Origin of the sequence: Caecibacter sp. AF58-12pH5A, from assembly GCF_027681725.1 — a bacterium.
Taxonomy (GTDB): Bacteria; Bacillota; Negativicutes; order Veillonellales; family Megasphaeraceae; genus Megasphaera; species Megasphaera hominis.
Map to the genome: position 1 here is coordinate 81,998 of NZ_JAQDBC010000007.1, position 21,326 is coordinate 103,323.

The window sequence follows — 21,326 nt, forward strand, 5'->3', positions numbered from 1 at the left end:
TGCTTTTGCTAAAAAACAAAAGAAAGGCGTGACTATATTTTGAGTTTTTCTTGGGACATTTTGCTGCTCGTTCTGGGCGGTGGTTTTTTGTCCGGTTTTATCGATTCTATTGCCGGCGGTGGCGGCCTCATTGCCTTGCCCGTTTTGCTGGCCCTGCAGATACCGCCGCATTATGCCATCGGTACGAATAAGTTTGCTGCTACCTTTGGCGCAGCAGTCAGTTCCTACCAGTTTTTTTAAGGCCGGCAAGGTGGATATGCACCTGTTATACCGCCTCATGCCGTTTACCTTAGCCGGCGCTATTATAGGCTGCCTCTTCATGCTCCATTTGTCAGCAGAAACGCTGCAGCCCTTAGTCATCCTTTCGCTTATTGCCGCTGCGGCATTTGTCTTTACGCGCCGCGGCCTGGGACAGCACAGCAGCTATACCGGCATGACGAAGAAGACCTTTTGTCAGGGCGCGGCCTTTGCCTTGGTCATCGGTCTTTACGACGGCTTCATCGGTCCCGGTACGGGAACCTTCCTGATCATTGCCTTTGCCATGCTGGGCTTTGATTTTGTCGTCGCCGCGGGCAATGCAAAAATCCTCAATTTGGTGAGCAATATTACGGCCTTTATTCTCTTTATCATTTCTGGCAAGGTCTTATACGTGTACGGCCTGGTCATGGCCCTGGGTATTTTCCTGGGTGCCTTCTTTGGCTCCCGCATGGCCATCCGCCACGGCAGCGGGTTTGTACGTTTCGTCATGATGGCCGTCACGACGGTCCTCATTGGCAAATTTCTCTTGGAATATATCGGTGTTATTTGAGGTGATTACAGTGAAACCTATGACGTGGGAAGATAAAGTGTATTTGATTAGCGGCGGTACGTCCGGCATCGGCCTGGCTACGGCACAGCTGCTCCTGGAACGAGGTGCCAGTGTGGTCATCAATGGCCGTTCGGCCCAGCGCGGCGAAGCAGCTCTTGAAGCCTTAGGCGGCCCGGCCTGGCCGTGCAGCTTTATTAGTGGTGACGTGAGCAACCCCGGGGACTGTGCCAATCTGGTCGACCAGACCCTGGCGATTTTCGGCCATCTCGACGGCGTCGTCACGTCGGCCGGTTATTATGCTGAGGAGCTCTTAGAAAATGTGACGCCCGAAAGTCTGGAAGATATGTTCCGCGTCAACGTTTACGGCACGATTTACTTATGCCAGGCTGCGCTGACGGCGCTGAAGCGTACGCACGGGAGCATGGTCCTCGTGAGCAGCGATGCAGGCCTGCAGGGTAACATTGCCTGCTCTGTCTATGGGGCAACCAAGGGGGCTGTCGTTTCCTTCGGCCGCTCCCTGGCCCTCGAAATGGCACCGCACAACGTGCGTGTCAATACGGTCTGTCCCGGCGACGTGAAGACGCCTCTCCTGGCTAAGCAAATGGCAGCCGACCCGGAACTGACAGAAGACAGCCTGCGTGCCCAATATCCCATGTACCGCCTGGCTGAAGCCGACGAAGTGGCCCGGGTAATTGCCTTTCTCCTTAGTACGGACGCGTCGTATATGACGGGTACGGCAATTCCTGTCGATGGAGGTTTGACAAGCTGGTAAAAAAATGGGAAAATAATATTAACAACTTGTTTTTATTATATTATAAGATGGGGTGGTTTATATGACAGAAGAAATGGATAGAGTACAGGCTCTGCAAGAAGAAGTAAATGCCCTGCGCGAAGAATTGGCTGCTATGAAGGCAGAAAAAGCAGCACATGCGCCGGTAGAACCGACGGCGTCCTTGGAAGTCATTGAATCGATCGAAAAATCGACGGCTGACCAGGATTTACAGGTGGAAACATATTGCCGCTGGGCTGCTGCCCGTGCCGGTGCAATCGTCATTGCCCCCCTCGTCGGTACGATTGCCCTCATGGCTAATGAAGTATATCTCGTCAGCCGTATTGCCCGCGTCTACAATGTCAAATTATCTGAACGGGCCGTCATTGCCTTCCTCGGCGCCATGGGCAGCCGCATGGCCGGCAACATCCTGACGACGCTCATTCCCTTCAGCGCCGTTCAGGTACCGGTAGCCGTAGCCATTACGTACAGCTTAGGCCGCGTGACACAGCGCTGGATGAAAGACGGCATGCCGACCGACATGGGTCCGTACATCGATATGATGGCCGAATGGAAAGACAGAGCCCGCGATCAGGTCGATAAGTTGAAAGAAAACCCTCTGAAGAACGTTCCCCTTGGCGATGAAACGGTTGATTTCATGAAACGCTGGGGCAGTACGGCTAAGGATACGGCAAAGGATACGTTTGATACGGTTAAAGAAAAAAGCAAGGTTGTCGTCAACACAGTACGCCGCCGCAATACAGTCGATGATCTGGAAGCCGAACAGGAAGCCCAGGCAGCTGCTGACGCCGTAGCCAAAGAAACGGAAGAAGCCGATGCAGCGATTGAAAAGGCTGCCAAAGAAGCAACAGCTGACGTCACGGCTGACGTAACGGCAACACCGGAAACAGAAGCTCCTGCAACAGAAGAACCGGAAACGGCAGGCGAACCGTCCATTGCCGAATCGGCTAAGGCTGCTGTAGAAGATGCGAAGAATTCCTTGGACAACAAATAATTGAAGGTGTTTACTATGTGGAAGATGATTACATTTTTCGCTCGTTTTTACACTCCCTTCCGCTTTGTGGAATTCTTGCGCCGTACGAAGGGCAAGATCCACTTTGTCCCGCGCCTCTTGGCCATTTACTATTGCCTGCGCGACACAGATACGCCCAAAGCGGTCAAACTGGTCCTCATGGGTGCCTTGGGCTATGTTATTTTGCCCTTTGATATCGTACCGGATATTTTCCCTGCCGTCGGCTGGCTCGACGACGCAGCTGTCATTGCGGCTGCCTTGAAATTTGCCGGTGCTTATATCAAGCCCGAGCATCTCGAAAAGGTCCGCCACGTTATTCCCTTTGCCAAATGTGATTGGTAAGAAAGAGACCTCTTCGCCTTGCTGCGGGGAGGTTTTTTTCGTATTGCCAGGAAATAAACGTTTTGACAAACTGGCCCTGACAGCGTAAAATAACAGGGTATGTCAAGTACAGATAGGAGCAGATGCATATATGGTTACCGTTACGGAACGTGTCCGTTTTAGTGAAACGGATATGATGGGAAATGCCCATCATGCCAATCATATCCGTTGGTTTGAATGTGCCCGCTGTGCGTACCTGCGCGAAGCCGGCGTTGATCTATTTGAGCTTATGGATGAAGGAATCCTGTTCCCCATCAAGCACGTGAGCTGCGAATACATCGATAATATTTACTTTGACGACGTCATAGAAATCCAGGCACGCCTGACGAAGCTCTCGCGGGCCCAAATGGTCTATGGCTACCGCATTGTGTGCCAGTCTGACGGCCATCTCCTGGCTACAGGAGAAACGCAAAACGTTTTTACCCACAAAGCTACGGGAAAGGTCGCCCGTCTGGGACCGGAACCGTATGCCAAACTGCTGGCGCTGTACGAAAAAGACCAAGCAGCGCAATAAGCAGGCACTGTTTCTGTCAAATTGCCTATTTTATACAATAAAGGAGTCCTGAGTCGTGATTTTATACCTCTTGCTGAATGTAGTTATTGCCGTCATCGGCATCGTTGCCGTATTGTACCTCCTGTTCCGGCTGTTCGCCTGGCACCAGGGTGATGCCCGCTTCGTCATTGAAGCCCGTCGCCGTGATCCCTTTACGCTGAAAATGATGAGCCAGGATAAGGCCGTTTTCGAAACAGAAGTACCGTTTAAGAATGCCGGCAAACAGCTGGGCACCATTATGGATTTCTTCCCCCGCACACTGCTGCCGCAGGAACAGTACGACAAGGTCGTCGTCCGCTCGCAGCTGGCCAACAAAGCAGCAGAACGGGATGACGGCTACTGGGAATCGGTTATCATCAATCCTGGTGAAACAGGCCGCATCCGCGTGACTATCGAACTGGTCAGCAAAAGTGGCAACATCCGCGAAGACCTGAAGACATTCCCCGATATGGCCATCGATTTGATTTATCAGGCCGTTTCCCGCAGTGAATGGTATCTGCATAAAGCACGCATTACCCTTAAAGCGGCAGAAGTCAAACGCGCATTGGAACAGGCATAGGAGGAAGGATAGTAGATATGGCAGAATTAGAATTAGTACCTGTAAAAACGAGAATACTCACGGATAAAGATGACATCGTTGATGTCATTGAAGAATATGCAAAGGACATTGTCGGCCCGGACGATATCGTCTGCTCTGCTGAAAGTGTCGTTGCCATTACGCAGCGCCGCTACACGCGCCCGGAAGAATTGACACCGTCATGGCAGTGCCGCCTCATGCGCCGCTTCGTTCCCGGTGAAGGCAGTATGGCCAGTCTCTATGGCATGCAGGCTGCCATGGAACTCGAAGGCGAATGGAAGATGCTCTTTTGCTTTATCATCGGTTTCTTGGCCAAATTGATCGGTAAAAACGGCGTTTGGTACAAGCTCTGCCGCCAGGCCTCCCTCACGGATGACGTTACGGGTACGATGCCGCCCTTCGATAAGTGCATTGTCTATGGCCCGGAAGATCCCGATGGCGTTGCCGAAGCCATCAAGAAGCGCATGGGCTGCTATGGCGCCTGCGTAGCCGATGTAAACGACCTCAAACGGTCTGCCGTTCTCGGTCACTCCCGTGGCCTCAACCCGTCAGAAATCGCCCGTATCCTCATTGACAACCCCTTTGGCAACGCCTCCCAGAAGACGCCGATTGTTGTCATCAAGAATTACGCTGCCGTTGCCCGGGAAAACAAGAAATAAGGAGCATATTATGAAAGACACGATCGTGCTGGCGACACACAATGCCGGTAAAATCAGAGAATTCAAAAGCGCTTTGGCGCCTTTAGGCTATGATGTCGTGTCCGTACACGATCTCCTGCCGGATATTGCGGAACCGGAAGAAACGGGGACGACCTTTGCGGAAAATGCGCGCCTGAAAGCGCACTATTATATGAAAGCCACCGGTAAACCCTGCCTGGCTGACGACTCGGGCATCATTGCCGATGCCCTGAAGGGCCGGCCCGGTGTCTATTCGGCCCGCTATGCTGGTCCGGAATGTGACGACGAAAAGAACAATCAAAAGCTCGTCGCCGAGCTCAGCGCCTTTCCTCCGGAACAGCGTACGGCTTACTATGCGTGTGTTCTCGTCCTGGCCTGGCCAGATGGCCGGGAACTGACAGCTGAAGGCACGTGCCCCGGACTGATCCGCGATTTCTACGCCGGTGACGGCGGCTTTGGCTACGATCCGCTCTTTTACCTGCCTCAGTTTGGCAAGACCATGGCAGAAATCAGCCTGGACGAAAAGAACCAGATCAGCCACCGCGGCCAGGCGCTAAAAAAACTGTTGGAGCTGATGGACCATGAGTGATACGCAGTACTTGGGTCTCGTCAGTGACAGCCATGGCCGCTTTGGTGCTTTGGAAAAAATGGCCGATGCCGAACCGCACGTAGGCGCCTGGATTCACGCCGGCGATTACAGCCGCGATGGCGATGACCTGGCACTATATACAGATGTGCCCGTCTTTTCCGTCTTAGGCAATAACGATCTCTGGAGTGACTCCGATGCACCGGAACGGCGCGTCGTCACCTGGCAGGGTGTGCGCATTGCTGTCATTCACGGGCACCAATGGTATGGCGAACGGCGTATGAAAAAGCTGTTGGAATTAGGCCGGACGGCCGGCGCATCTCTCGTCGTCTTCGGTCATTCCCATCGCCGCTTCCTGGAAGAGGAGCAGGGGATTACCCTGGTCAATCCCGGCAGCATTGCCTTGCCACGGGATAACAAGCGCGGTACCTATGCTGTCTGTGAAATTACAAATGGCACGGTATGTAACATCATTTTTAAGGAAATTTGAAAAAAATCAGCTAATTTTTGGTAAATTTACAAAAGAATTGAAGCACAAAGTGTTTGACAAACACTTATGGAACAGGTATAATACTCTATGTTGACGGGGCATAGCGCAGTTTGGTAGCGCACCTGGCTTGGGACCAGGGGGTCGCAGGTTCGAATCCTGCTGCTCCGACCATCAACATGCGGGTGTAGCTCAATGGTAGAGCGTCAGCCTTCCAAGCTGGTTACGTGGGTTCGATTCCCATCACCCGCTCCATTTTTTTTGTAGTGACTCAGTAGCTCAGCTGGATAGAGCAACAGCCTTCTAAGCTGTGGGTCTAGGGTTCGAATCCCTACTGGGTCACCAATATGACTATATGCGAACTGCTTACCTTGATAGAATATCAGGGCCGGCAGTTCTTTTTTTGTGTCTATAAGGAAAAACAATAATTATAAATAAAAATCATAACTATATGTTTAAAAATGGAGGAAAAACGAAGAAATTACATAAAAACAATCTATTTTTCCGCATTTAGTAAAACGTATAATCTTTAAGAAATTTAAGCGACTTATTGAAATCCATAAATAATTTAGAAAATATAACGGTCTATATTTACAAGTGACGGTAAAGTGTGCTATAGTATGTTTATCATTCGTCTAAGTCATTCTTATTATTAATCAAAGGGGAGAGACGAACCGTATAGTAAGGCAAGACGAGCTAGTAAGAGGTATGCTTGTCTACATGCACACAGGCTTCAAGGATACGGCTGTACGTGGCACTAACTTCATACACCCGTATCTGTATATGGTATTCATATAGTATCATGGAAGTACATTTATTTTTGGGGGTGTGTAAGTATGGAGTTTTTTGGTTTAATTGCTAAGGGTATGATGGCATACGCCGACTTCGTTTGGGGTTGGCCCTTATTAATCGGTACATCATTCGTCGCCGTATTCCTGTCTGCCCGACTCGGTTTCTTCCAGTTTGCCTATTTTGGTCACGTCATGAAGAACACCTTTGGCAAAATCTTTGACAAAGGGTCTGGTGACGGCAACATCAATCCGTTCAAAGCGGCCTGTACGGCCTTGGCTTCGACACTGGGCGTTGGCAACATTGCCGGCGTTTCTGTCGCCATTGCTACAGGCGGTCCTGGTGCTGTCTTCTGGATGTGGTTCATTGCTATGCTCGGTTTGATCGTTAAGTTCTCCGAAGTAACCCTCGGCCTGGCCTATCGTGAAAAAGACCCGGTAACCGGCGTATGGCACGGCGGTTTCCCGTGGTATGTCAAACACGGCCTGGGTAAAAACTGGCGCTGGCTCTCCGTCATCTGGGCTGTTACGATGGCAGCCGGCATGATGTTTGCCCCGTCCATTCAGGCGGCAGAAATTTCCAACGCTATCAACACGGCCTTTGCCGTCAATCCGTACATTGTCGGTATTACCGTTGCCGTCCTCATGGCAGCTGTACTCCTGGGCGGCTTGAAGAGCGTATCGAATTTCGCGAATCTCGTCGTTCCTTTCATGGCTATTATCTACATCATCGGTGGTCTCTTCGTTATTATCGTCAACATCGACATGATTCCCCATGCCTTTGCCTTGATCTTCAAGGATGCTTTTACAGGCGCTGCTGCTGAAGGCGGCTTTGCCGGCGGCACGGTTATGCTGGCAGTCCGCTGGGGCCTGGCCCGCGGTATTTATTCGAACGAAGCCGGTACAGGTACAGCACCGCTGGTTCATTCGTCCTCATCTGTAAACCACCCGGTAAAACAGGGTCTCTGGGGCATTTTCGAAGTATTCTTCGATACGATCGTCGTCTGCACCATGACGGCTATGGTCGTCATGACGTCCGGCCTCTGGAACTCCGGTGCTTCCGGTGCCGCTTTGACGACAGCCGGCTTTGCCGCTGCCTTTGGCAGTGAAACTGCAGCGGCTATCTTCGTTTCGATCATCATCGCTTTCTTCGCCTTTACGACGTGCGTCGTCAACGTTTACTACGGCGGCATCTGCTTGAACGCTCTCGGCGTTGAAGGTATTTGGATTAAAATTTATTACGCTGTAGGCTGTGCCTGGGCTATCGTTGGTGCTATCGGCGCTGCTAAGACGCTGTGGTCGACATTCGACTTCTTCTATGGCACATGCGTCATTTGTAACCTCATCGTCATCTTCCTCTTGAGCGGCAAGGTAAAACTCCTCGTCGACGACTACAAGCAGCATTTGAAGGATGGTAAGTGGGACGCTTCGGCTGCTGCCTGCGTATCCCGCTTGGGCATCTGGACGGATCCGAATGCAGTGAAGAAAGAAGAAGCATAACAGGGCCTGCCACACCATGCATAATGAGAAAGGGATTGCCGCCTGGCAATCCCTTTTTTTACGATGGCCCGGACGGGGATTCTCATATAAATTCTCGTTCTGATATGGTACAATAGACTAGAAGTAAAGCGTGTACGCTTTTTATAAATGGGAGGAATATATCCATGAAATATGTAGAACAGGCAGAAATACTCGAAAATACAGCGATTATTCCTGCTGTGTGGAAGATGGTTTTCCGGGCACCGAAAATGGCGGCTCAGGCGAAACCGGGCCAGTTTGTCAACGTCCATTACGACGGCGGCACGACCTTCTTGCGCCGTCCCTTTGGCATTGTCGACGCCGACGCGGCAAGTGGCGCAGTGACGATTATTTACCGTATTGTCGGTGCCGGTACGGCAGAATTTCAACGCCTCCGTGCCGGTGACTGCATCAATGCCGAAGGGCCCCTCGGTGACGGTACCTTCACGACGACGCCGGGCAAGGTTCTTGTCGTCGGTGGCGGTATCGGCTTGGCACCGCTCATTTTCCTGGCCAAGACACTGCCGGAAAAACCGGTCGTCCTCGTAGCCGGAAGAACAGCAGAAGAAACCTTCTGGGCAGATTTCTTTGCCCCCTATGCAGAACAGGTATATATTGCTACAGATGATGGCTCCCGGGGCATTAAAGGCTATGCCGCCGCTGCCATTCCCCAGATTGCTGCTGCACACCGGCTCGACCGCGTTTCCGTGTGCGGACCGACAATTATGATGCAGACCGTAGCACAAGCGGCCGAGAGTGCCGGCATAGCCTGCGAAGTATCCATGGAAAAGCGCATGGCCTGCGGTATCGGTGTCTGCCTGGGCTGTACCTTTGCCAGTAAGCTCAGCGGCAAACGCTACAAGGTCTGTGCCGACGGTCCCGTATTTCCCGCCAAGGAGGTTTTTTAAATGAATAAAGAACGTATGGCCATTACCTTTGCCGGTATTCCCATGGCGACCCCCGTCATGGGTGCGTCCGGTACTTTTGGCTTTGGCCTGGAATACGAAGATTTCCTGGACCTCCGTCACGTAGGCGCCATTATTTCTAAGGGCATTACGCCCTTACCGCGTCCGGGCAATCCGGGCGTGCGCGTTGCCGAAACGCCGGCAGGCATGCTCAACTGCATTGGCCTGGAAAATCCCGGTTTGGACGCTTTTAAACGGGATATCCTGCCTAAGGCCGGTTTTTGTGGCGCACCGCTGATCGTCAATATTTCGGCTGGTACGGCAGAAGAATACGGCGCTATGGCAGCAGGTCTCGACGTAGATGGCGTGGCGGCCCTGGAAGTCAACATTTCCTGCCCGAACGTCAAAGAAGGTGGCATCGTCTTCGGTACGGATCCCAAAGCGGCCGCTGCCGTTACAGAACAGGTAAAGACGCACACGCATAAACCGGTTATCGTGAAATTATCGCCCAACGTAACGGACATTACGGTCATGGCCAAAGCCGTCGAAGCGGCTGGCGCCGATGCTGTATCCCTGATCAATACGATTACGGGCATGGCCATCGATATCCAGACGTGGCAGCCCCTTTTGGGCAATATTACAGGCGGCCTCTCCGGCCCGGCTGTAAAACCTGTAGCGCTGCGCATGGTCTGGCAGACAGCCCAGGCTGTACAGATTCCTATCCTCGGTCTCGGTGGCATCGCAACGTGGCAGGATGCAATCGAATTCATGCTGGCCGGTGCCAGTGCCGTTGCCGTAGGGGCGTACAACTTCGTCAACCCTGCAGCTGTCGTCGATATTGCCCGCGGCATGGATCAGTACTGCGAAGAAAAGGGAATCAAACAGATCAGCGACCTCGTAGGCCAGCTGCGCTGCTAAGAGAAGAAAGGATGAGCTACTTATGAGTATGGAATCAGCAAACCAGGAAGTATGGATTGGTGTAGACGTAGGCACTACGGGCGTGCGGGCTATTGCCTATACGGCTGATGGCACGAATGTCTGCTCGGCCGAAGCCTTTTACCCCCTCCTTACGCCCCATCCGGACTGGGCCGAAGAAAACCCTTTGCAAATTTATGAATCGGTAGAGCAGGTTATCCGCCAGACGGCAGATCAGCTGCGCTATAAAAATAAAGAACTGTGCGGTGTCGCCCTGAGTACGGTCATGCACAGCTTTGCCGGCCTCAACGCCGACAAGGAACCGCTCATGGACATGCAGACCTGGGCTGACAGCCGCAGCGTGGATATTGTCAAGGAAATGAAAAAGGATCCTGACCTGTGCCGTTCCTTCTACGAACGGACGGGCTGCCCGATCCACGCCAGCTATCCCTTCACAAAGATCATTTGGCTCCACCGCCACCAGCCGGACCTTTTCAAACAGATGAAATTTGTCGGCTCTATCAAAGACTACATGTTTTACAAAATGACCGATCAGTGGGTCATTGATAAATCGACGGCCAGCACGAGCGGCATGTACAACGAACAGACCCTGGCCTGGGATGAAGATATTCTGGCCTATGCCGGTATTGATATTTCCTATATGCCGCCTGTCGTTTCGACGACGTACAGCCATCCTTTATCGGCATCTGCTGCGGCTGCCATGCACTTGCCTGCAGGTCTGCCTATCGTCATTGGCGCCACCGACGGCGTCCTCGTCAACGTCGGCATCGGTGCTGTCCAGCCGGGCCAGCTCAGCGCTACTATCGGCACGAGCGGTGCTTTGCGCATGCTCACGCGCCAGCCAAAGACAGATCCCAACATGCGTACGTGGTGCTATAACCTGACAGATGATATGTGGGTTGCCGGCGGGGCCATCAACAACGGAGGCATGATCCTGCGCTGGGTTCGTGACAAGATTTGCCATTATGGCGGCAGCAAACTGGAGGATCTGGACATCGATCCGTACGATCTCATGACCATGAAGGCCGAACACATCGATGCCGGCGCCGACGGCCTCATTTGCTTGCCTTGCTTTACAGGCGAACGGGCACCGTACTGGAATTCCGAACTGCGGGGCATGTTCTTTGGCCTCTCGCTCAACCACAGCCGTTCCCATATTATCCGCGCCGTCATGGAAGGTGTCTGCTACAGCTTAAACAGCGTTCTCCTGGCCTTACAGGAATTTGGCGACATCAAGGATATCCGCGTGAGCGGCAGCTTTACGAAATCCCATTTGTGGCTCCAGATTCTGGCAGACGTCTTCAATAAGACCCTGACCCTGCCGGATAACAGTGAAGGTGCGGCCTACGGTGCCGCTGTCCTGGGCTTTATTTCCCAAGGCAAGATGCAGAGCATTGCCGATACGGCAAACCTGGTCAAAGCGAAGAAGCTCTATGCGCCGATTGAAGAAAATGTGGCTACGTACGAACAGCTCTTTGGCATTTTTGCCCGCCTGTATAATAAACTGCAAGATGAATTTGCCGAAATTACGGCATACCAGAAGAAAATATAAGACCGGAAACGGTTGAAGGGGGAAGTATTTATTATGGCTACTCAAGATATCGGTGTCGTTGGCATGGCCGTCATGGGAAGCAACCTGGCTCTCAACATGGCAGACCACGGATTTAAGGTAAGCGTATATAACTATACGCCGGACCTGACGGAAAAATTCGTTCAAGAACGGCCCCATGAAAATATTACGGGCTACTACGATCTGAAGGAATTCGTCAGCTCCCTCAAGCGGCCGCGCAAGATCATGTTCATGATCATGGCCGGCAAGCCTGTAGACAGCATGATCGACCAGCTTATTCCTATTCTCGAAGCAGGGGATATCATCATCGACGGGGGCAACTCGTACTTTGGCGATACGCGCCGCCGTTATGACTATTGCAAAGACCATGGTCTTCATTTTTACGGCATGGGTATTTCCGGCGGCGAAACCGGTGCCCGCCGCGGCCCATCCATTATGCCTGGCGGCAATGCAGCTACGTACGCCGAAATCCAGCCGATTTACGAAGCCATTGCCGCTAAGGCCGGCGATGGTAAACCGTGCTGCACATATATCGGCTCCGATGGGGCAGGACATTACGTAAAAATGGTACACAACGGCATTGAATACGCTGACATGCAGCTCATTGCCGAAACGTATTTGCTCCTTAAATATACAGGCGGCTATACGAATGCTGAAATTTCCCAAATCTTCCATGAATGGAATCAGGGCGAACTGCACAGCTACCTCATCGGTATTGCTGCGGACATCTTTGCCGAAGACGACCCGGCTGGCGGCCAGGTGCTCGATAAGATTGTCGACGCTGCCGGACAGAAGGGGACGGGCCGCTGGACGAGCATCGAAGCTATGCGCCAGGGCGTCGACATTTCCCTCATTACGGCAGCCTGCAACGCCCGCGTTTCGTCGAACGCGCCAGCCCGCAAAAAAGCACAGGCAGTTATTACGGCTCCGGCCGGCCAGGACTTGCACAATCCTGAATTCGTCGAAGCCGTACGGCAGAGTCTCTATTTGGGCAAGATCGTTGCGTACGCCCAGGGCTTCTCCCTTTATCGCAGTGCGTCCGACACATACGACTGGCACTTGGATTATGGCAAGATCGCTTCCATCTTCCGGGCCGGCTGCATCATTCAGGCAGAATTCCTCAACAAAATTACCGAAGCCTATGAAGCCGATCCGGCTTTGGAAAACCTCATCTTTGCGCCGTTCTTCCTGGAAAAGATCAATGCGAACCAGGCCAGCCTGCGCCGCATCATCAGCCTGGCCGTCCAGGTAGGTACGCCGATTCCGGCCTTTTCTAACGCCCTGGCATACCTCGATGCGTACCGCAGCGAATGCGTCGGAGCCAATCTCATTCAGGCCCTGCGCGATTACTTCGGCGCCCACACGTTCAAGCGCGTCGATGAAGATGGCACGTTCCATCACAACTGGCACGAACACTACGAAAAATAAGGATAGATGCTCTAAAAACTGCTGCCCCTTTGGGTGGCAGTTTTGTTTTTCCTGAGAACAGGACACTTTACCACACGGGGCCTTTCTGTTATGATAAGAATAGGCACTTTGTTTACACATGCCAAAAACTCAAAGAAATTGCAGTGCCTATACATAGGAGGTATGATATGTTTGGTTTTAACCTGCTTGAAATGGTAGCCGGTATTCCCGGTCTCCTCATGGCCCTGGTCATTCACGAATATGCCCACGCCCTCATTGCCGATAAGATGGGGGATAATACGCCGCGGATGATGGGCCGGCTGACCCTGAATCCGGTAGCTCATATTGACCCGCTCGGTCTGATCATGCTCCTCATCGCCCGCTTTGGCTGGGCTAAACCGGTCATGATCAACAGCTCGAATTTCCGCAACTGGCGTACCGGTGAAATTTGCGTTTCCCTGGCTGGCCCGCTGGCCAACTTTATCCTTGCCTTTGCGGCCTTGGCGCTGGAGCTGGTCCTGTACCGCCTGAATGTAGGTACACAAGGACTCATTCTGGTCCTCAATCTCATCGTTCTCTACAACATTAACTTTGGTATTTTCAACCTCATCCCGCTGCCGCCCTTGGACGGCTCCCATTTGCTTACGGTCTTTTTGCCTTACGAATGGTCGTACAAGCTGGCCCAGCTGGAACGGTATACCTTTTTAATCCTCATCGTCCTCATGGCTACGCCTGTATTCAGCTACATCCTCGTACCGCTGGGACGCTTTATCTACGGCCTGTTTTATGTCATCCTCCAGGCCATCATTCTGTAAGGAGGTTCCTTTATATGCAATGGAAACACTATGCAGCTGCGGCTGTGCTGGCCTTGTCTTTAGTGCCGGCTGCAGCCGGAGCCTTTGATTACAATATGTCTGTTGATGAAGTCAGTGAGCATCCCCTGACAGCCTATAATACGGTCTATCTGGCCATGCCGAAAGCTGATTTTGCCCGCAACTTTGCTGTCTTGCCGGACTGGACGTTCTACGCCAGCGATGGCACGTCAGAAAAGGCTGAACGGACGACGACAGACGGTAAGGCGACGATCATCGAAGGCCTGTCTATTACGACGGCTAACGGTACGCCTCAGGGCAAGACCATTGCCTTTGAAAACTATTTCAAGAGCAACGACCGCAAAATAGCCCGTAAAATGTACGACCGCCTGGCTGCGACGATTTACTCCAATATGGAAGATTTCCCCTATAGCCAGAGTGATGACGAAATCACATGGGTCCAGAACGACGTGACTATCGTTACCAGCTTTAATGGCCGGAAAGATGCAGATGGATACTACACCGTTACCTTGCGGCGCTATAATAATCATGTCTTAAAAGCATAGGTTACTGTCCTATCAGTTGACATTATGCCAGGTTTTGCTATAATGTAGATAGTCAATATTTTACCTTTTGACTTTTGATTATGTTTTTGGAATAGAGGAGAGGTTGTATGAATCGTTTAAAAACCGTTTTCTTGATGACCTTGTTGGCAGTCTTGATGATGCTTATCGGCCGGGCCTTTGGCGGTACGCGTGGCATGACCATGATGCTTATTTTAGCAATTGGCATGAACTTCTTCTCGTACTGGTTCAGTGACTCCATGGTCTTGCGGGCCTACCATTGCCAGCCTGTAGGACCTGAACACAGGCTCTATCATATCGTAGCCGATTTGGCCAAACGGGCCGACCTGCCTATGCCGCGGGTCTATATCATGCCGACGGAAGTGCCCAACGCCTTTGCTACAGGCCGCAGCCCGTCCCATGCAGCCGTTTGTGCGACAGAAGGGATCCTGGATATGCTCGACGAAGATGAAATCCGCGGTGTCTTAGCACATGAAATGTCCCATGTGTTGCACCGGGATATTCTCATCAGCACCATCGTGGCGACCTTTGCCAGCGTCATTGCCTGGATTGCCAATATCGCCCAGTGGTCGGCTATCTTTGGCCGCGGTGACGATGACGACAACGGCGGTATCATCGGCCTGTTGGTGACGATCATCGTAGCCCCTTTGGCGGCGACGATTATCCAGATGGGTGTCAGCCGTACGCGGGAATACATGGCCGATGAAGAAGGGGGCCGCATGATCGATGATCCCCTGGCACTGGCCCGGGCTCTCGCCAAAATTGACAACTACGCCCATTACCGTGTCTTACCGGGCGCGACGAAGACCAACGCGCACATGTGCATCATCAATCCCTTTGCAGGAATCAGCTCCGGCCTCATGAACCTCTTCAGCACTCACCCGCCTACAGAAAAGCGGATCGAACGGTTACAGGAACTGGATCGTGAACTGCACGGGTAACAGGTCAAACATAAAAGCACGCTCATCATGGAAGTATTTTCCGGGATGAACGTGCTTTTCTTTGTCTTTAGTCTTTTTTGACGGCCATGCCTTTTTCTTTTAGGATCGCTGTTATTTCCTGGCTCGACGGCAGGTCATCTGTGCCGCCGTGAATTTCCGTGTAGAGAATCGGCGAGTCGAAGGTGTTGCCTGCTAGCAGTTCTGCTTTGGCTACAGGACCGGTCGGATTGATGACGACCTTGTATTCGTAGTTATCGCTGAGAAAATCGCGTACGCCTTCTTGAACCGTATGGATATCGTCTGCCGTAGCTGCCGGGAAGGTGATGCGGAAGTTCAGGGTTTCCAGATCACTCAGGGACGTGAGCCGTTCTGTCACGGCAGCTGCCGTCGGGGCCGTAGCGAAATGAATCGCAATGAGGGGAATAAGGCCGGTGTCGTTGCACTGTTCGGCCAGGTCAGCGAGGGTGTCCAGATCGGTGTGTTCATCCATTTCGATGATGTCTGCCAGGCCGCTGCGGATACCGAAGGTGAGAATGTCGCGGTAGTCCCGTTCGGTCTGGTAATATTCGGGCAAATCCTTTATATGGCACGTGAAGATAAAGGGTTCTTCCTTTGTGACCTGGGCGATCATGAGCAGGGCATTCCAGAGCTGGGATAAATTGGGCATGCCGTTGAATTTGCCGGCATTAAATTCGATCAGGTCATGTGGTTCTTCCATGATCTGCTGGCAGCGGTAACAAATATCGCCTACGGTTTCACCTTCGCAGGGGACGCAGACGAGGGGCTTTTTTCTATTGAGACGGATATTGGCTAAATTAGACATAAAAACTGTACCTCCAATCAGATGCTTGCGTAGGAGGCAGGTCGTAACGATGCAGCCTGCCTTGCGTATCAGTTATAGTCTATCACAAGATGGACGACTGTGCATTCTTTTTTGCCGGGCTGGGAACAAAGTAGAAAAGCGAAAATTTCCTTTTCTTATAATACTATTATATATACTGTCGCCGTAGTGCCGGGAAGGATAAAAAAATACGCAGCATCACCTGTGGTGACACTGCGTATATGTGGTGCGCCTAGAAGGATTCGAACCTTCGCACCCGGTTCCGGAGCCCACGGAATGCCAATATTCACAAGTTATACCATCGTTGATACTGTGCGCTTTTTTGCTGATTTCTGCTATTTTGGATAGCAGGCAGCTCCATCCATTTTTACACAGATAAGCGGCAAAATAAGCGGCAGATTATGACTTATTTTTGACAGCATCCTCGACCAGAGAATTGAGATACATGGTCGGCGTAGCGATACGGGACTGCAGCACTTCAGCATAATATTTAGCCGTCGTATCGATATTGGAGTGACGGGCGAACTGGGACGCTTCCTTCAGGTTGACCTTTTGCATCGCATAGGTCACGGCCATCTTACGGAATCCCTGCGTATTGACTTTTGGTAGACCGTGCTTATCAAGAAACGCATGGAGCCAGTGTGTAAATGTAGATGGCAGGATAGGGGCTCCGTCCACGTTAGTGAAGAGCTTCGTACAATGCGGCATCCCGAAATATTGCTCTTTTTGAATCCGCTCTGCATTATATCGCTTCAGAATGTCCAGCGTCATAGGAGCGATATACATGATCTGCGCGCTTGACGCCGTTTTTGTCTCATCCCGATAGATTACCTTACCATCCACGAAAACACCGGTTACAGCGATACGCAACGTACCTTTTTCAAAATCAATGTTTTCTTCATCCAGACCGCATATCTCGGACCGGCGCAGGCCGTCTGTAAATGCCAGCATAAAAAAGGCCTGGTATTTCAAAGGAGCTTCCGTCAGCAGTAAATACAGGAAGTGGGACAAATCTTTTTCCTGCAGGATTGGCTGAGGCTTTGTCCGCTGCTTCGGGGCATCGACACGCTGGCATGGGTTTTCATCGATGAGTTCCCAGCGGACCGCTTTATTCAGGATAGTTGATACCAATTTAAAATGCATCGCAATCGTCCGGCTGGAATAGGGACCTTTGCCATCCGCTCTGGCATTGGGGGCCTGTAATGCTTTTATGAAAAGATGAATATGTTTCGGCTTGAGTTTATTGGCTCTGATATGGCCAATCAGACCGTTGATTCTGGCAATGAGCTGTTTATTCCGTTCCTGTGTCGTGGGTGACTGCTGGCATCCGTAATTGTTCCACCAATATTGGATAACATCGGAAACCGTCTGTTCATTCGTGGCCAGGACTCCTGATTTTAGAAGTTTCCGTTCAAAGGCCATGGCTTCCCGTAAAGCAGCTGTTTTGCTCAATGAGCCAGGCAGTGTTTTGGTCCGTTTCCGTTGACGGCCCAAATCATCGTAGCCAAGATACGCCGTAGCCTCCCAGTTTTTACCGTGCTTCCGGATAGTAGCCATATAGAATCACCTCGATTTATCCAGCTACAAAGAATTCCAAGTCGTTCAGATCCGGCGCCAGTTGTTGTGCATGGAGCAGTTTTTCCAGCAAATCCGCCTGGATATCCCGACTGAAATCGTTACCATGTATATGAATCAGCTCATGGAGAACCGCGTCCTTCTGGAGTTCCAGACTGATGTTCTTGTTGATGAGGATGGTATAACTGCCGTCCTCATTTTCGCGTGTCAGTGCCCTGACGTGATAGGGCAGTTTCTGATAGATAAGTATGATATTCATGTTATTCTTTTTCTCGTGCCTTGAGTCCTTCGATGATCTTCAAAACGGTATTTATATCGTCCTTGCTGAGGTCCTTGGTGGCGTCGAAGAGAATGCGCTTATCGGGGTCGGTCCGCAGCTCTTCGGTAATCTGGGCGACGTCCGGGTCGGTGTAGTAGCCGCCGGATTCCGGGGAGGGGTATGGTGAGTTTCCGAGCAGGTAGTCGATGGAGACGCCGAATAAAGCAGACATCTTCTTTAATACATCCGTGCTTGGCTCAGCACGGCCATTTTCATATTTTGATATAGCTGCTTTTTGTATATCCAATACTTTGCCTAATTCTTCTTGCGTCATATTTCTTTGCTTACGTAATTCTTTTACTCTATTCATAAATCATTCACCAGCCTTTTATAAAAGTATCCGAAAACGATTCTATATAAATTATATAGTTTCCATTTTAGATACTCAATAATAGTTTCCTAACTGGAAATTTTATTTTATTTGTATCTTTACAAGATACTCAACTAGTGATATACTATAGGTATCCTGAAAGGAAACATTAGAAAGGTGGTGATTTGATGTTTGAACAATTAAGAGCGCTTCGCAAAGAACAAGGCTTAACGTGTGAAGAGATGGCCGAGGCACTGGGGTTAGAGACCAAAAGCGCATATAGCAAAAAGGAGAACGGGAACACAAAATTTTCTCTTGATGATGCGAAAAAAGTCTCTGCTATCTTGGGAAAAAGTATTGAGGACATTTTTTTTACCAATGAAGTATCTTTAGAAGATACTGAGCAAAGTAAGAAAGGAGCAGGCGTATGAATAAGAATGAGATTTTAAGAAATGAAATTCCGAATCATAACGATAGTACTATAAGTGACCAGATAGACATGGTCTTAAAACTGGTTGACGGCATGCCTCGTTACCGTTGGATTAAAATTTGCAACACGATTAACAGGCTATACGAAAGCAAGGCCAACAAGACAAAGCTTGCTGACCTTGAATCCGTGAAAAATGAATTAAAGTTGGAACTTATGCCTTAGTAACAACCTGGATGAACGAAGGATGGATTCGGTATGTTTGATCTTTATAGTTAATGTTTATGTAGTTGTAATCAAACAAATCTTTCCCTTCTTCTTCCCACCAAGTATTAGGATTGGCATAATTCCCACCAATAGAAGCTGACTCTTCTATGGTCAAATCATGCCATTCACCACAAAGGCAAGCATAAATATGTTTCATGATAATCACCTCCCTTCAGCATAAGTATAGCATGGATGGGAGAGACAAAAAAGGAGGAAAAATGACAAACGAAGAACTCGAAGTGGCAAAAGTTAACCCGCAGAAGCGCTGGTTACAAGCAATTACCCTGCAACGAATTTCTAAGCATAACCACAAAAGCAAGTATGACCAACTTGATGCTAAGTATGCATTAGGACTTGCTCTCGGTTACGTGTATGCGATTGATGACCTTATCGCATTATCAGAAGGCGCATCAAAATCTTATAAAACAGTCCTCAAATGGACTGAAGAAGTGGAAGAACGAGAAGAAGAGGCTTTGGCGTATTAAAGACAAGGAGGCCGTATAAATGGAACTAAATAAACGTGAGGCACATTGCATTGCTAGACTGTTACAGGGGTGCATTTTTAATGATAATCCGTTTATCGGGTGCCTGTTTTGTAAATATGACTGCCGGGATTCTAACGGGATTCCAACCCATTACGAACATGCCATGAAGGTACTTATGGATGAGACAGGCGTAGATTTGACACCGGGGGTATATGGCTCGCTGAAGCCTATGGAGTTCCCATATAAAAAATTCCTGAAGAATTCCAATGAGAAAACCAAGGCATACTTCAGGAACTTCTTCAAGAACGTATTCGTCGAGGTGCTGACACACCTCGGCATCTGAACAGTCAAAAAGTATTTTCTTGTATTCAGTAGATGGTTTTCCGATGAAAGACATTTCAGCAAAACGGATTTTTATTGTTCGCATTGATGAGATTTGTGGGCAATATCCACAATAAATTGAATCTACACGATTTGGCATGATAATCACCTCCCTCCCTGACCATTATAGCATGGCGGGAGATACGAAATGTAATTAAGTCAGCTTTTACTACAAGGAGGGACTAAATATGAATGAAGTTTTGAATATCAACAACGTCCGCGGATACCTGGACAGGGAAACGGGGACGGCCTATCTGAATGCCGAAGACGTGGCACGAGGATTTGGATTCACACAAGAAAAGAATGGTGTTGAATACGTCAGATGGGAAACCGTAAATGGATACCTTCGCGGATTCGGATTTTCCCAACATGTTGGGAAAGATGATTATCTCCCTGAAAACATGGTTTACCGGCTGGGCTTTAAGGCCAGCAATGAAGTGGCCCAGAAGTTCCAGGCTGTGCTGGCAGATGAAGTACTTCCGGCTATCCGCCGGCACGGTGCATACATGACGCCGGAAAAGATAGAAGAAGCCCTGCTGAATCCAGACACGCTCATCAAACTGGCGACGGAGCTGAAAGTCGAACGAGAAGCACGGAAACACGCCGAACTGGAAGCGGCCAGTGCAAAACAGGTTATCGGCGAACTGAAACCGAAAGCCGATTACACAGACCGCATCCTTGCCAGTAAAGGCACGGTCCCCATCACCGCGATTGCCAAGGATTACGGCATGAGTGCGGCGGCATTTAACCGCCTCTTGCATGGCTATGGGGTCATTTACCGCATCGGTAAGCAGTGGTTCCTGTACGCCAAGTATCAGGCGAAAGGTTACACGCACAGCAAGACGTTCGACTTCTACCATTCCGACGGGCGTCCCGACACCAAGATGCAAACGGAATGGACACAAAAAGGTCGGCTCTTCCTGTATGAATTCCTGAAAGGCAAAAAAGTCCTGCCGATGATTGAGCAGGACGACGAAGAGGCAGTATAAGGAGGCGGATACCATGATTCTCTGTGTAGATGATGTCATCAAAAGATACTTCACGGGGCCGGATGGTAAGCCGATGTTCTCGCGGTACATGGTGTACCGCATGGCACGGCGGAAGGAAATCCCGTCCATGAAAATCGGGCGCCGTGTTTTGTTCAGTGATAAAGCGATGGATCAATGGATAGCTGAGCAAAATGAATTACCTATTCCGGAATAAGGAGAAGGAGGAAACGGTATGAATAAGAATGATTTACCACAGCCTGAGCCGTGGATCAATTCCCGGCATCGGCCGGACGTACACAAGCCAATAGAGCCCGACATCAGTGAACGGGCCTGGCAGGAAGTCGTTTCCCTGCAGGATGAAGCGGATACCGCTATAGCCGGATGCTTGTTCCTCGGCGGG

Annotated in this window: 29 protein-coding genes and 3 tRNA genes; 27 read left to right on the forward strand and 5 right to left on the reverse strand. The window is 50.5% G+C overall.

All coding sequences use genetic code 11. The features are described from left to right. Window positions 1-39 precede the first annotated feature (39 nt). The 21 genes from PGX44_RS05315 to htpX all read left to right on the forward strand — a co-directional run bounded on the left by PGX44_RS05315 (window position 40) and on the right by htpX (window position 15,332). Complete coding sequence (locus PGX44_RS05315) at window positions 40-240, forward strand: TSUP family transporter (protein WP_498854527.1); 201 nt, start codon at window positions 40-42, stop codon at window positions 238-240. A 16-nt stretch (window positions 241-256) separates the two neighbouring features. Continuing rightward, on the forward strand, window positions 257-808 hold the full coding sequence (locus PGX44_RS05320) for a TSUP family transporter (RefSeq protein ID WP_498854528.1): 552 nt from the start codon (window positions 257-259) through the stop codon (window positions 806-808). A gap of 19 nt (window positions 809-827) precedes the next feature. Then, entirely contained in the window at window positions 828-1,580 is a 753-nt protein-coding gene (locus PGX44_RS05325; protein ID WP_498854550.1) for an SDR family NAD(P)-dependent oxidoreductase, read from the forward strand. 61 nt (window positions 1,581-1,641) lie between these two features. Further along, entirely contained in the window at window positions 1,642-2,592 is a 951-nt protein-coding gene (locus PGX44_RS05330; RefSeq protein WP_498854529.1) for a hypothetical protein, read from the forward strand. 15 nt (window positions 2,593-2,607) lie between these two features. Continuing rightward, window positions 2,608-2,952: a YkvA family protein gene (locus PGX44_RS05335; protein WP_186502742.1), complete on the forward strand. Its 345-nt coding sequence runs from the start codon at window positions 2,608-2,610 to the stop codon at window positions 2,950-2,952. Window positions 2,953-3,082: 130 nt separating this feature from the next. Next, on the forward strand, window positions 3,083-3,505 hold the full coding sequence (locus PGX44_RS05340) for an acyl-CoA thioesterase (RefSeq protein WP_498854530.1): 423 nt from the start codon (window positions 3,083-3,085) through the stop codon (window positions 3,503-3,505). 55 nt (window positions 3,506-3,560) lie between these two features. Continuing rightward, window positions 3,561-4,103: a hypothetical protein gene (locus PGX44_RS05345; protein WP_186502740.1), complete on the forward strand. Its 543-nt coding sequence runs from the start codon at window positions 3,561-3,563 to the stop codon at window positions 4,101-4,103. Window positions 4,104-4,120: 17 nt separating this feature from the next. Beyond that, window positions 4,121-4,780: a coenzyme F420-0:L-glutamate ligase gene (locus tag PGX44_RS05350; RefSeq protein ID WP_186502739.1), complete on the forward strand. Its 660-nt coding sequence runs from the start codon at window positions 4,121-4,123 to the stop codon at window positions 4,778-4,780. Between the two features lie 10 nt (window positions 4,781-4,790). After that, a complete protein-coding gene (locus tag PGX44_RS05355; protein WP_498854531.1) occupies window positions 4,791-5,387 on the forward strand; it encodes an XTP/dITP diphosphatase in 597 nt (198 codons plus the stop codon). Continuing rightward, complete coding sequence (locus PGX44_RS05360) at window positions 5,380-5,874, forward strand: metallophosphoesterase family protein (protein ID WP_498854532.1); 495 nt, start codon at window positions 5,380-5,382, stop codon at window positions 5,872-5,874. Before PGX44_RS05355 ends, PGX44_RS05360 begins: the two co-directional genes overlap by 8 nt. A 94-nt stretch (window positions 5,875-5,968) precedes the next feature. Beyond that, window positions 5,969-6,045 (forward strand) — tRNA-Pro (locus tag PGX44_RS05365). Window positions 6,046-6,052: 7 nt separating this feature from the next. Beyond that, window positions 6,053-6,126: transfer RNA gene (locus PGX44_RS05370), tRNA-Gly, on the forward strand. Between the two features lie 13 nt (window positions 6,127-6,139). Then, window positions 6,140-6,216 (forward strand) — tRNA-Arg (locus tag PGX44_RS05375). 491 nt (window positions 6,217-6,707) lie between these two features. Next, on the forward strand, window positions 6,708-8,159 hold the full coding sequence (locus PGX44_RS05380) for an alanine/glycine:cation symporter family protein (protein WP_222433581.1): 1,452 nt from the start codon (window positions 6,708-6,710) through the stop codon (window positions 8,157-8,159). Window positions 8,160-8,323: 164 nt separating this feature from the next. Further along, the gene (locus tag PGX44_RS05385; RefSeq protein WP_498854533.1) at window positions 8,324-9,085 is read left to right on the forward strand and encodes a dihydroorotate dehydrogenase electron transfer subunit; all 762 of its coding nucleotides are present in this window, start codon (window positions 8,324-8,326) and stop codon (window positions 9,083-9,085) included. Continuing rightward, complete coding sequence (locus PGX44_RS05390) at window positions 9,086-10,000, forward strand: dihydroorotate dehydrogenase (RefSeq protein ID WP_498854534.1); 915 nt, start codon at window positions 9,086-9,088, stop codon at window positions 9,998-10,000. A gap of 28 nt (window positions 10,001-10,028) precedes the next feature. Continuing rightward, window positions 10,029-11,570: a gluconokinase gene (locus PGX44_RS05395; RefSeq protein WP_498854535.1), complete on the forward strand. Its 1,542-nt coding sequence runs from the start codon at window positions 10,029-10,031 to the stop codon at window positions 11,568-11,570. 33 nt (window positions 11,571-11,603) lie between these two features. Next, window positions 11,604-13,016, forward strand: coding sequence for a decarboxylating NADP(+)-dependent phosphogluconate dehydrogenase (gene gnd / locus PGX44_RS05400; RefSeq protein WP_498854536.1), 1,413 nt, complete (start codon window positions 11,604-11,606; stop codon window positions 13,014-13,016). A 167-nt stretch (window positions 13,017-13,183) separates the two neighbouring features. Further along, complete coding sequence (locus PGX44_RS05405; RefSeq protein ID WP_186502732.1) at window positions 13,184-13,810, forward strand: site-2 protease family protein; 627 nt, start codon at window positions 13,184-13,186, stop codon at window positions 13,808-13,810. 14 nt (window positions 13,811-13,824) lie between these two features. Continuing rightward, complete coding sequence (locus tag PGX44_RS05410; RefSeq protein WP_186502731.1) at window positions 13,825-14,373, forward strand: hypothetical protein; 549 nt, start codon at window positions 13,825-13,827, stop codon at window positions 14,371-14,373. Window positions 14,374-14,480: 107 nt separating this feature from the next. After that, the gene (gene htpX / locus PGX44_RS05415; protein WP_498854537.1) at window positions 14,481-15,332 is read left to right on the forward strand and encodes a zinc metalloprotease HtpX; all 852 of its coding nucleotides are present in this window, start codon (window positions 14,481-14,483) and stop codon (window positions 15,330-15,332) included. A 67-nt stretch (window positions 15,333-15,399) separates the two neighbouring features. Here the strand turns inward: htpX and PGX44_RS05420 are convergent, their stop codons facing one another. The 4 genes from PGX44_RS05420 to PGX44_RS05435 all read right to left on the reverse strand — a co-directional run bounded on the left by PGX44_RS05420 (window position 15,400) and on the right by PGX44_RS05435 (window position 18,377). Further along, the gene (locus PGX44_RS05420; protein ID WP_498854538.1) at window positions 15,400-16,155 is read right to left on the reverse strand and encodes a type I 3-dehydroquinate dehydratase; all 756 of its coding nucleotides are present in this window, start codon (window positions 16,153-16,155) and stop codon (window positions 15,400-15,402) included. A 417-nt stretch (window positions 16,156-16,572) separates the two neighbouring features. After that, window positions 16,573-17,730 carry a site-specific integrase gene (locus PGX44_RS05425; RefSeq protein WP_498854539.1) on the reverse strand — a complete coding sequence of 386 codons (1,158 nt, stop codon included), beginning with the start codon at window positions 17,728-17,730 and terminating at the stop codon, window positions 16,573-16,575. A 16-nt stretch (window positions 17,731-17,746) separates the two neighbouring features. Then, window positions 17,747-18,007, reverse strand: a complete 261-nt coding sequence (locus PGX44_RS05430) for a hypothetical protein (RefSeq protein WP_498854540.1) — start codon at window positions 18,005-18,007, stop codon at window positions 17,747-17,749. A gap of 1 nt (window position 18,008) precedes the next feature. Then, on the reverse strand, window positions 18,009-18,377 hold the full coding sequence (locus PGX44_RS05435; protein ID WP_498854541.1) for a helix-turn-helix domain-containing protein: 369 nt from the start codon (window positions 18,375-18,377) through the stop codon (window positions 18,009-18,011). 188 nt (window positions 18,378-18,565) lie between these two features. Between PGX44_RS05435 and PGX44_RS05440 the strand changes: the two genes are divergently transcribed. Continuing rightward, window positions 18,566-18,808 (forward strand): helix-turn-helix transcriptional regulator, encoded by a 243-nt coding sequence (locus PGX44_RS05440; RefSeq protein WP_498854542.1) that lies wholly within the window; start codon window positions 18,566-18,568, stop codon window positions 18,806-18,808. Then, window positions 18,805-19,029, forward strand: coding sequence for a hypothetical protein (locus PGX44_RS05445; RefSeq protein ID WP_498854543.1), 225 nt, complete (start codon window positions 18,805-18,807; stop codon window positions 19,027-19,029). Before PGX44_RS05440 ends, PGX44_RS05445 begins: the two co-directional genes overlap by 4 nt. Here PGX44_RS05445 and PGX44_RS05450 read toward each other — a convergent pair. Then, window positions 19,019-19,228 (reverse strand): hypothetical protein, encoded by a 210-nt coding sequence (locus PGX44_RS05450; protein ID WP_498854544.1) that lies wholly within the window; start codon window positions 19,226-19,228, stop codon window positions 19,019-19,021. The genes PGX44_RS05445 and PGX44_RS05450 overlap by 11 nt on opposite strands. Before the next feature lie 61 nt (window positions 19,229-19,289). Here PGX44_RS05450 and PGX44_RS05455 point away from each other — a divergent pair, with 61 nt between their 5' ends. The 4 genes from PGX44_RS05455 (at window position 19,290) to PGX44_RS05470 (ending at window position 21,140) form a co-directional block, all read left to right on the forward strand. Next, entirely contained in the window at window positions 19,290-19,556 is a 267-nt protein-coding gene (locus tag PGX44_RS05455) for a hypothetical protein (RefSeq protein WP_498854545.1), read from the forward strand. A 19-nt stretch (window positions 19,557-19,575) separates the two neighbouring features. Next, complete coding sequence (locus tag PGX44_RS05460; protein ID WP_498854546.1) at window positions 19,576-19,899, forward strand: hypothetical protein; 324 nt, start codon at window positions 19,576-19,578, stop codon at window positions 19,897-19,899. A gap of 226 nt (window positions 19,900-20,125) precedes the next feature. Next, a complete protein-coding gene (locus PGX44_RS05465) occupies window positions 20,126-20,926 on the forward strand; it encodes a phage antirepressor KilAC domain-containing protein (RefSeq protein ID WP_498854547.1) in 801 nt (266 codons plus the stop codon). Window positions 20,927-20,939: 13 nt separating this feature from the next. After that, the gene (locus PGX44_RS05470) at window positions 20,940-21,140 is read left to right on the forward strand and encodes a helix-turn-helix domain-containing protein (protein ID WP_498854548.1); all 201 of its coding nucleotides are present in this window, start codon (window positions 20,940-20,942) and stop codon (window positions 21,138-21,140) included. Window positions 21,141-21,326: the final 186 nt, after the last annotated feature.